This window comes from Nonomuraea antimicrobica (genome assembly GCF_039536965.1).
Lineage (GTDB): Bacteria > Actinomycetota > Actinomycetes > Streptosporangiales > Streptosporangiaceae > Nonomuraea > Nonomuraea antimicrobica.
In genome coordinates, this window is record NZ_BAAAZP010000165.1 from 1 (window position 1) to 10,564 (window position 10,564).

Sequence of the window (10,564 nt, forward strand, 5' to 3'; positions counted from 1 at the left end):
ACGGGCTCGCGCGGCCTGCTGATCGTCCTCGTCGCGGCCCTGGTCGCGCTGAGCGCGGCCGTCACCGCGCTCCTGCTGCTCGACGGCGCACCCGCCACCACCATCGTCGACCGCTCCCCCACGGCCACCGGCCCCGTGGAAACCTCCGGCCGCGCAGAGACCACCGGCCCTGCCGACGCCACCGGGCAGCCGCGATCCCCGTACCCGGCGGAAACAGGCCAGGAGACCGGCACCGAGACGAGCCCCGCCACGCCGCCGGACGGCGACGGCGCGCCGGACGAGACCCCCGACTCCGACCTCGAGATCCCGGCCGCCTTCGAGGGCGACTGGTCGGGCCCCACCACCAGCACCAACCCGCTCGACACCGACGGCGCCGAGAACCGGGTCGAGCTGGAGGAAGGCGAGTCCACCGCGCAGTGGGAGGAGAAGGACCAGGACGACGACTGCCGCGGCACGATCACCCTGACCAAGGTGGAGCCGACCCGCCTGACCTTCAGCCTCGGCCAGAACGACGGCAACTGCATCCCCGGCACGATCACCCTGGACAGGCAGGGCGACGGCCTCACCTACACCTGGCGCGACGTGCCGGGCCCCGGTCTCGTCACGCAGACCGGTACCCTCAAGAAGAACTAAGCGGATCCACCGTTCAAAACCCTTCGACATCCCGCACCGAGACGGAGATCATTAACGGTATGTCTGTGATTAGGGAGGTGCCGTTCCCCAGCCCGGACTCCTCTGAGCTCCCGATGAACATCTGGATCGACGACGCCGACTCCGCCATCGACGTGATCGACGCGCTGGCGCTGTCGCCGTTCGCGACGGGCGCGCAGCCGTGGTCCCGCCTGGCCAACCTGGAGCGCGTACGCCCCGACGCCACGCTCGCGCCCGCCGGCGGCCGCGTGCTGCGCACCGCGCGGGTCGAGGACGGCTCCGAGTCGCGGCTGATCTGCGGCGACGGCTGGACCCTGCGCATCGTACGCCACCGCAACCGCACGGCGACGGTCAGCGTGACGGCGGTCGACGAGGATCTGGCCAAGAAGGTGCTCGCGGAGAGCATCGAGGGAGCCGAGGAGGCCGTCCCCGACGTCGACCACGTCGAGATGGGCTTCTGGTGGCGGGGCATGCACGGCGGCACCCGTTCGGAGAAGCCGATCACGGCGCAGCCCTGGCCCGAGATCAGCAAGAACTACTCGGCCAAGGTCCGCCCGGCCCTCGATCGGCTGATGTCCATCACGCCCGCCGACGTCAACGGCCGCCTCATCCTCCTGCACGGGCAGCCGGGCACCGGCAAGACCACGTTGCTGCGGTCGCTGGCCAAGCAGTGGAGCGACTGGTGCCAGGTCGACTGCGTGCTCGACCCTGAGCGGCTGTTCAACGAGCCGGGCTACCTGATGGAGGTGGCGGTCGGCTACGACACCGACGAGGAGACGCAGCGCTGGCGCCTGCTGGTGCTGGAAGACTGCGACGAGCTGATCAGCTCGGGCGCCAAGGCGCAGGCGGGGCAGGGGCTCTCGCGCCTGCTCAACCTGACCGACGGGCTGCTCGGGCAGGGCCGCGACGTCCTGGTGGCGATCACCACGAACGAGGACCTGGCCCGGCTCCACCCCGCCGTCGTCCGCCCCGGCCGCTGCCTGGCGCAGGTGGAGGTGGGGCCGCTCAGCAAGGAGGAGGCGGTGACCTGGCTGGGCTCGCCTGAGGGCGTGGGCCCTTCGGGGGCGACGCTGGCGCAGTTGTACGCGCTGCGCTCGGGCCGCGAGATCACCCCGGCCCCGGGCGACGACTCCACGGGGCTCTACCTCTGACCGACGCCGCTCCGGCCGCGGCCCCGCTGTTCCGTTCGCGGCTCTTTCTGCCGAGGCCGGAGGGCGAGGGCCCGGCGGCGCAGTGCCGCTGAGCCCCCCCGCCCCAGGCGTGCGGCAGGGCCCGTCACAGCAGGTAGGTGTGCAGGCGGCGGGCCTCGCGAACGAAGTTGTTCGACGCCCGGCGCTTCGCGATCTCCGCCACGCACGCCAGCGCCCCGCGCGCCCTCGCCCACCGCGCCGCCCGCAGGGCGAACACCAGGCTCTGGGTGTGCCGGGTGTGCGACCGTTCCCCCGGCCCCGGCAGGAACACGGGCAGGAACCCCGCCACGACCCGCCACACCTCCCGATGGGCCCCGAGGGCGGCCGCGCTCTCCAGCGTCTCGAACACCGGCCCCGGTTTGAGGTCCGTACGGCGAACCAGCAGCGCGAGCTGCCGTCCCACCCGCTCGGCGTCGAGGTGCCCGCGCGCCGCCATGTCCACCAGCGGCCTGGCCCGCCGCTCCGGCGCCGCGGACCAGGCCCGGTCGGCGGCGAAGTACGCCAGCACGAGCGCCACCGCCTCCCCCGCGGGCCCCTCGGCCGCTGCCAGGGCCAGCGCCTGGGACGGCTCGGCACGGGGCCGCTGCCACCGCTCGAACAGGTACGGCACGAGCTGGGCCGCGACCGCCTCCCGATGCGACGGCATCAGGTACGGCCACCAGCGCAGGTACCCGCCATGCCCCGTCAGCCGAGGCTCGACCGCCCCGTCCAGCAGACCGCCGTCCAGCAGACCGCCGACCAGCAGACCACCGACCAGCAGACCACCGACCAGCAGACCACCGACCGGCACCCGCTCGCCCGGCGGTACTGGCGGCACCCCGTCGGCGACCGGTGGGGCGGGGCGGAGCCGGAGGCGCGGCAGCAGTTCGTCTGCCATCGACCCCGATCCGGCCGATTCCCGGTCGTCGCCGTACACGCGCCTGTCGTCATGCCCCGGTGTCTCCACCGGCGGGCGGTAGCACCAGTCGATCTCCGTGATGGTCTCCGGCCGTCCGCCGGCCATCCAGTACGCCGCCGTCCGGCCCGCCTCCGAGGTCAGCGTGCCCGCCCGCGTCACCACGTCCGGCGCGATCTCCCGGGGGAGCCGGAGGAGTGCCTGCCGGAGGTCGGCGGGCAGGGCCGTGACGCCGTCGCGTTCGTAGCCCGCCAGCCGTTCCACCAGCTCGCCCGCGTCGACGTGGCCGGTCGCCTCGGTGGGCTCGGCCAGCAGGTACGGCGGCGGCGTCCCGCCCTCGATCGCCTGCGCCACCTCGGCCCAGCGCAGCAGCAGGAACAGGTGGGGCCCCGGCACGTCGTCGCCGCCCGGCAGCCGCCGCGCCCAAGCCGCCGGATCGCCCGGCAACCTCTCCCGAGCCGGGGAACCACCCGGCAGCCCCTCCCGAGCCGCAGGACCACCCGGCAGCCCCTCCCGAGCCGCAGGACCACCCGGCAGCCGCCTCTCCTGGGCCTCGGGGCCTCCCGTCACCAGGCGGACGATCTCCTCCGCCCACTGCGAGACCTCCAGCCACCGGCCCGGCGGCGCTCCCCCGGCGGGGCGCTTGTCCGCCAGCCTGGCCGCGAGCCCGTCGCGGTCGCGCCCGTACAGGCGGACCACACCCGCCAGCCACAGCTCGGCCGCCTCCCACCGTGAGTCGTCCGGCAGCCCGTCCAGCTCGCCCGCCGTCAGGACCGGCGCGCGGAACGGCCCGGCCCGCACGGGTTCGGGCAGCGGCACCGGGGTGAACCCGTCGGGGTCTCGCCGGTGCTCCCCGGACTCCCCGGACTCCCCGCCGAACACCTCCGCCAGCGTCTCCCGCAGACCGAGGGGCAGGACGCCGATCGCGTCCCTGATGCCCAGCGCCCCCGCGCCCGTGAACAGCTTGGCGTGCTTGACCGCCACCCGCACCGCCCGCCCCTGCACGTCGGCGGACTCGCAGGCGAACGAGTGCCCGAGCACCGGGCCCAGCTCGTCGAGCCCGACGGCCGGGTCACCGGCGGCGGCGATCTCGTCGAGCCAGGTCAGCCCGGCCGTCAGCAGCTTGCGTTCGCTCCTCGACAGGAGCGCCCGCAGTGCCCGCGTCACCTCGTCCGGCTCCAGGTCGTCGAGCCGCCGCACCTGCCTGAGCGCCGTCTCCGCGACCGTGCCGGGAGTGGCGGGCAGCAGGCGCAGGTAGTCGTGGCGGCGCTTGCTCACCTCGTCGTACGTGGGGTCGAGCAGCTCGTGCAGGCGTACGAAGAAGCGCAGGTCGGCGGCCTGGCCGCCGCGCTGGAAACGCCGCAGGCACCCGTCGAGCAGCAGGTCGCGCCCGACCCTGCCCTCGCCCGCCAGCCGTACGAGCGCGCCCAGCCAGCTCCGGGGCTCGGGCGGGTCGGCGCGTTCGTCGCGCAGGACCGCGCCGACACCCTCGGCGTCGAACAGCAGGGGCAGGAGATCGTCGAGCAGCGGGTCGTCGCGCAGGGTGACCGCGTCGGGCGCCGTGCTCACCCAGGCCAGCACGAGCGGGTCGGCCTCGGGCCGGACCACACCCACCACCCCCGACCCCGCCCCTGTCCCGGGCCCTGTCCCCGACCCTGCCCTCGACCCTGGCCCCAGCCCTGCCTCCGGCCCTGCCCCCGGCCCTGGCCCCGACCCCGGCCCTGGCTCCGGCCCCTGCTCCGGCCCCTGCCCCAACCCCGACCCCGACCCCGACCCCGGCCCTGGGCCTGGGCCGTTCCCCGCCGCCTTCGGTACCGGACCCGCGGCCGTCCCTTGGGCCAGGCCGGTCGCAGCGCCCGCCCACGGGCCCGCCGCCGAACCTGTGGCAGGCTCCGACGCCGGGCCTGGGGCGGTGTCGTCCACGGTCACTGGGCGGGCTCCGCGGCGAGCCCGTGCGCCGCCGGCCACTCCGCCGCGGGGCCGTCCGCGGGGGCGTGGCCCGTCTCGTCCAGCGTCGCCCGGGCCGCGATCCTGGCCGCCAGCACGTGCTTGCACGGCCCTCGGGACCCCCGGTGGTCGTACCACCACGGGCACGTGCACGTGCCCTCCGCCACCAGCACCTGGCGTACGCCGCCGCCGGTCGTCACCTCGGCCCGGTCGCCGGGCAGCAGCCGTACGGCCCCCGAGCGCACCAGCGCCCGCGCGGACGTGAGCCGCGGGTTGAGCTCGGCCACCTGCTCCTTGTCGTAGGGCAGCTCGCGGTGGAAGTGGGCCGCCTCGTGCAGGTCGTAGCCGACCCGGCCTGCGGTGCCGAGCTGGGTGAGCGCGGCGCGTACGCGCTCGATGGGCAGGCCAGCGCGGTCGGCGAGCAGCCCCAGCTCGACGGTGGGCTCGAAGTTGAGCAGCATGCCGACCACGTCGGCGTCGCCCGCCGCCTCGTCGGTGGCCAGGTCGTCGAGCACCTGCCCCTCGCCGGAGAAGCCGCGCGCCGGCTCGGGCGAGATCGCCAGCGTGTAGCGCATGCCGGGCAGCTCCAGCTCCCACGCGCTCGCCGTGGACGAGCCGTCGCGCGGGCCGTAGACGCGCAGCGCCTTGGCGAACCTGAGCAGCGGCATCAGCGTGGCCACCCGCCCGGTGCCGGACAGGCACACCCCACCCGCCGTCGCGCCGGAGGACAGCCGCAGGTCACGGCCTGCGGGCACGGCCCACACCCTGGAACGGGCGCCCCTGGGCAGGGAGCGCAGGAAGCGTACGGCCTGCGGCCCCGCCAGCTCGGCCCGCAGGTCCCACCCGGCGGCCATGACCTGCACCTCGGCGAACCCGCGCAGCCACCGCGACGGCAGCGGCACCTTCTTCTCCACCACCGCGCCGTCGAGCGTGGTGACGATCAGCTCGTCGGGCCCGACGCCCAGGTGCAGCGGGTCCTTGCCGCCCACCCTGGCCAGCGACTCGCGCAGCGGGCCGTTGACGTCGACGTTGGTGGTGCCCCGGTCGAGCACGTCGCCGTCGAGCGCGACGACGTCGAGGCGGGCGTAGACCCCGCCGCACGCCGAGAACGACTCGAACCTGAGCCGCCCGCCGTCGCACGTCACCACCGGGTCGCGGGTCCATCCGGGCCGGGGCTGGTGGTAGCGGGTGAGCGCGACGTCGGCGACGGCCAGCAGCCCCGCGGCGGCGGGAGCGGCCTGGGTGAGCAGGCCGCTGAAGAACCTGGGGTGGCTCTGAGGGCCGGATAACGCCGTGCCACCGGAGGTCGAGAGGCCGAGCCGGCCGTCGGCGAGCACGGAGTGCCCGGCGTAGGAGTATGCCTGTACCGCTTGAGTCATGCCCCGAACCATAGAGATGATCACCGACACAATCGGGCCGGTACGTAAACCATCCGATGTGCGACATGGAGGGCAAAACCACAATGTGCCTGGTGCTCACCGTCGATCTGGCCCGCGTCGCCTTCACCCGCTTCGCCGTGCCCGAGATCGCGGAGCCCGAGATCGCGGAGCCCGAGGCCGTTGCGCCCATGGCCGTCGAGCCCAAGGTCGTGGAGCCCGTGGTCGTGGAGCCCGAAGTGGCTGGGCCCGGGGTGACCGGGCCTGGGGTGACCGGGGCGCGGGTGTGGGTGGGCGAGGAGCGGGTGATCGGTTTTCCGGCGACCCAGATCGTCCCGTCCTGGACCGCGCGGACCCCGCCCGGCTCGTGGATCGAGATCGCGCTGCGCGCCAGGACCGCCTCCGGCGGCCTCACCAAGTGGTACGTCATGGGCCGCTGGTCCGAGCACGGCCGCCCGCGCACGTCGGTGCCCGGCCAGGGTGACGAGGACGGCGACGTGGCGGTGGACACGTACGTGGCCAGGCGGCCGGTGGTCGCCTACCAGGTACGCGTGACCCGGCACGGCGCGGGCGCCCGGGTGACCGGCCTGGGCGTGATGGCCTCCGCGCTGCCGCCGCGTCCCCCCGGGCCGAGCGCGCCCGGCGGGGGCGGGGCCGTGGAGCTGGCGGTCCCCCGGTACTCGCAGCACGCGCACGCCGGGCACCACCCGCGTTACGACGGCGGGGGCGCCAACTGGTGCAGTCCGGCGTCGGTGGCGATGGTGCTGGCCTTCTGGGGACGCGGCCCGTCGCCCGGCGAGCTGGCCTGGGTGGGCGACGGCGACCCGGCCCCCGGCGTGGACCACGCGGCGGCGGGCACGTACGACGCGAGCTACCAGGGCACCGGCAACTGGCCGTTCAACGTGGCCTACGCGGGGCAGTACGGCCTGTCGGGGTTCGTCACGCGGCTGCGGTCGGCGACGGAGCTGGAACGGTTCGTCCGGGCCGGCATCCCGGTGATCACCTCGCAGTCGTTCAAGGCGCACGAACTGCCCGGCTCCTGCTACACGACCAGCGGTCACATCCTGGTCGTCGCCGGTTTCACGGCCGAGGGCGACGTCGTGGTGAACGATCCGGCCGCGCCGGGCGACGCCGAGGTCCGCCGGGTGTACCGGCGGGCGGCGTTCGAGCACGTGTGGCTCAGGAGCTCGGGCAGCGGCGGCATCGCGTACGTCCTGCACCCTCCCGAGATCCCTCTTCCTCCATGTACCGACGGCAATTGGTGAGTTGATGAGCATTCGACCGATCGACGTGGCCCGTACCGACGGCGGCCCGCAGTGGGTGGAGGCGGTCGCCTCGCCCTCGGGCGTCGAGGTCTGGTGGGACGAGCCCCGCCCGCACGAGGGCGGGCGGCGCTGCGTGGTCCGCCGCCTGCCCGACGGCTCCCGGGTCGACGCGCTCCCCGAGGGCTGGAACGCGCGCAACCGGCTCGTCGAGTACGGCGGCCGCTCCTGGCGCCCCCTGCCCGGCGGCGGTCTGGTCTTCACGAACTGGGCCGACCAGCGCCTCTACCGCATCGACGGGTCCGCCCCGGTGGCGCTCACCCCCGAGGGCCCGTCCCGGTACGGCGACCTCTACCTGCCGCCGGGCCGCCCGGAGGTGTGGGCGGTCAGGGAGACGGACGACGTGCGGGACCTGGTGGCGGTGCCGCTCGACGGGGGCCCGCTCAGGGTCATCGTCAAAGCCCACCATTTCCTGATGAATCCCCGTATTTCGCCTGACGGTCGACATGTCGCTTGGATCGGCTGGGACCACCCGAACATGCCCTGGGACGGCACCGAACTGTGCGTGGCCCCGCTGGGCGAGGACGGCACGGCGGGCCCGTACGCGGTGGTCGCGGGCGGCCCGGAGGAGTCCGTGGTCCAGGCCGAGTGGCGCGACGGGTCGAGCCTGTACGCGGTCACCGACCCCACCGGCTGGTGGAACATCCACCTCGTCACCCTCGACGGCTCCCCCGCCCGCAACCTCACCCCGATGGCCCTGGAGTTCGGCACGGCGGCCTGGAAACCGGGCCTGACCTGCTTCGCCGTCGCCGGGGACGGCCGCCTCGCCGTCGTGTACGGCACCGCCGACCGCCGCCGCCTGGGCGTGCTCGACCCGGAGACCGGCGACCTGCGGGAGATCGGCGGGCACGCCACCTTCTGGGCCTCGACCGTGTCAGTGGCGGGACCGGTCGCGGGGCCCGTGGCGGGCGGCAGGGTGGCGGCCGTGGGGGCGACGCCGTACACGCCGATGGAGGTGACGCTCGTCGGCCTGGACGACGGCGCGCACGAGGTGGTCTCGCCGCGCAAGCCGCTGCCGGACCGCGCCCTGCTGCCGACCCCCGAGGCGGTGACCGTCGAGGGGGTGCACGCGCACCTCTACCCGCCGTCAGGAGCCGCGGAGGGCCCGGGACCGTACGTGATCTTCGTGCACGGCGGCCCCACCGGGCACGTGCCGATCGTGCTCGACCTGGAGATCGCGTACTTCACCAGCAGGGGCATCGGCGTGGCCGTGGTGAACTACGGCGGCTCCACCGGCTACGGCCGCGCCTACCGGGAGCGGCTGCGCCACCAGTGGGGCGTGGTGGACGTGCACGACTGCGCCAAGGTCGCGCGCGGCCTGGTCGAGCTGGGCCGGGCCGACGCCGCCAAGCTCGCCGTCCGGGGCGGCAGCGCGGGCGGCTGGACCACGGTGGCGGCGCTCGTGCACAGCGACGTGTTCGCGGGCGGGGTCGCGCACTACGCGATCACCGACCCGGAGAGCTGGGCCGCCGAGACGCACGACTTCGAGTCACGCTATCTGGACGGCCTGGTGGGCCCACTGCCGGAGACCAGGGAGCGCTACACCGAGCGTTCGCCCCTGCTGAACGCCTCCCGCTCCTCGGGCCCCTGCCTCATGATGCACGGACTGGAGGACGCCATCGTGGACGTCGGCCAGGCCGAACGGTTCATCGCCGAGCTGGACAAACATGGCAAAGAGTGGGCCCTGCTCACCTTCCCCGGCGAGCAGCACGGCTGGCGCAGGGAGGAGACTATCGTCGCGGCGCTGGAGGCCGAGCTGGCCTTCTACGGGTTGATCTTCGGCCTGGAGACCCCCGACGTGCCGCCGTTGACCTTGAAGGGAAGAGCGTGAAGAGCGTTGCCGAGATCTGCTCGGATCTGATCAGGTTCGACACCACCAATCCGGGCGACGGTGAGCGCCCGGCCGCCGAGTACGTCGCCACGCTGCTGGCCGACGCGGGGGTGGAGCCGGTGGTGTTCGAGTCGGCGCCGAAGCGGACCACGGTCGTGGCCAGGATCGACGGCGACTCCTCCGACGCGCTGCTCGTGCACGGCCACCTCGACGTGGTGCCCGCCGACCCGGCCGAGTGGCGGATGCACCCGTTCTCGGGGGAGATCGTGGACGGCTGCGTGTACGGCCGGGGCGCGGTCGACATGAAGGGCTCGTGCGCGATGACGCTGGCCACCGTGCTCGGCATGCGGGCGCGGGGCGAACGGCCCAGGCGTGACCTGGTGCTGGCGTTCCTGGCGGACGAGGAGGCCACCGGCGACTACGGCTCGCGGCACGCGGTGAGCGAGCACCGGGAGCTGTTCGACGGGGTGAGCGAGGCGATCAGCGAGTCCGGCGGGTTCAGCGTCGCCTCGGGCGGGCACCGGGTCTACCCGATCGCGGTGGGTGAGCGCGGCACCGCCTGGATGAAGCTCACCGCGCACGGCGTGGCCGGCCACGGGTCGCGCCCGCCGGTGGACAACCCGGTCGCGACGCTGGCGCACGCGCTGTCGCGGGTGGCCTCGTACCAGTGGCCGGTACGCCTGACGCCGTCGGTGGCGGCGCTCATCCGGAGCCTGTCGGAGATCACCGGCCAGCCGGTCGACCTGGACCGGCTGGACGCGGAGGCGGCCCGGCTCGGGCCGCTGGGCGGCCTGTTCGAGGGCCAGATCCGCAACTCGGCCAACCCGACGATGCTGGACGCCGGATACAAGGTGAACGTGGTGCCCTCGACGGCCGAGGCGCACGTGGACGGGCGTTACCTGCCGGGGCTCCAGGAGGAGTTCCTGTCGACGATCGACGAGTTGCTCGGGCCGAAGATCACCCGCGAGTTCGTCAACCTGGAGGACGCGCCTGACGCGCCCTACCCGTCGCCGTTCTTCGACGAGCTGGCCGGGTCGCTGGTGGCCGAGGACCCGCTGGCCAGGCCGGTCCCGTACGTGATGGCCGGGGGGACGGACGCCAAGTCGTTCGCCCGGATCGGCATCAAGGGCTACGGGTTCGCGCCGCTCATGCTCCGGCCCGACCTCGACTACTTCGGGATGTTCCACGGGAAGGATGAGCGGGTGCCGGTGGAGGGCCTCGAGTTCGGCACCCGCGTGCTGACCCGCCTGCTCGCCGCGTGACCCCAGCCCGCGTGATCCCGGCCCGCGTGACCCCGGCCCGCGGGGTCACGCCGCCGTGCGCTCGGGCGGGCCGAACCACGTGGTGAGGGC

At 74.4% G+C, this 10,564-nt stretch carries 7 protein-coding genes; 5 read left to right on the top strand and 2 right to left on the bottom strand.

The window, feature by feature from the left end; genetic code table 11:
• Both ABD844_RS40335 and ABD844_RS40340 read left to right on the top strand, forming a co-directional pair.
• On the top strand, nucleotides 1-633 hold a 633-nt coding region (locus tag ABD844_RS40335; RefSeq protein WP_344890581.1), incomplete at its 5' end, for a hypothetical protein.
• Nucleotides 634-692: 59 nt separating this feature from the next.
• Nucleotides 693-1,802 (top strand): DUF5925 domain-containing protein, encoded by a 1,110-nt coding sequence (locus ABD844_RS40340; protein WP_344890584.1) that lies wholly within the window; start codon nucleotides 693-695, stop codon nucleotides 1,800-1,802.
• A 124-nt stretch (nucleotides 1,803-1,926) separates the two neighbouring features.
• Here ABD844_RS40340 and ABD844_RS40345 read toward each other — a convergent pair whose 3' ends face one another.
• Both ABD844_RS40345 and ABD844_RS40350 read right to left on the bottom strand, forming a co-directional pair.
• A complete protein-coding gene (locus tag ABD844_RS40345; protein ID WP_344890587.1) occupies nucleotides 1,927-4,344 on the bottom strand; it encodes a DUF6493 family protein in 2,418 nt (805 codons plus the stop codon).
• A gap of 317 nt (nucleotides 4,345-4,661) precedes the next feature.
• Nucleotides 4,662-6,062 (bottom strand): SWIM zinc finger family protein, encoded by a 1,401-nt coding sequence (locus tag ABD844_RS40350; RefSeq protein WP_344890590.1) that lies wholly within the window; start codon nucleotides 6,060-6,062, stop codon nucleotides 4,662-4,664.
• Nucleotides 6,063-6,145: 83 nt separating this feature from the next.
• Here ABD844_RS40350 and ABD844_RS40355 point away from each other — a divergent pair, with 83 nt between their 5' ends.
• The 3 genes from ABD844_RS40355 to ABD844_RS40365 are packed head-to-tail and all read left to right on the top strand — an operon-like array spanning nucleotide 6,146 to nucleotide 10,474.
• Nucleotides 6,146-7,324, top strand: coding sequence for a C39 family peptidase (locus ABD844_RS40355; RefSeq protein WP_425568735.1), 1,179 nt, complete (start codon nucleotides 6,146-6,148; stop codon nucleotides 7,322-7,324).
• 4 nt (nucleotides 7,325-7,328) lie between these two features.
• The gene (locus tag ABD844_RS40360; protein ID WP_344890597.1) at nucleotides 7,329-9,212 is read left to right on the top strand and encodes a dipeptidyl-peptidase 5; all 1,884 of its coding nucleotides are present in this window, start codon (nucleotides 7,329-7,331) and stop codon (nucleotides 9,210-9,212) included.
• Entirely contained in the window at nucleotides 9,209-10,474 is a 1,266-nt protein-coding gene (locus ABD844_RS40365) for a M20/M25/M40 family metallo-hydrolase (protein ID WP_344890600.1), read from the top strand. The genes ABD844_RS40360 and ABD844_RS40365 overlap by 4 nt, the downstream gene beginning before the upstream one ends.
• The last annotated feature ends 90 nt before the right edge of the window (nucleotides 10,475-10,564 follow it).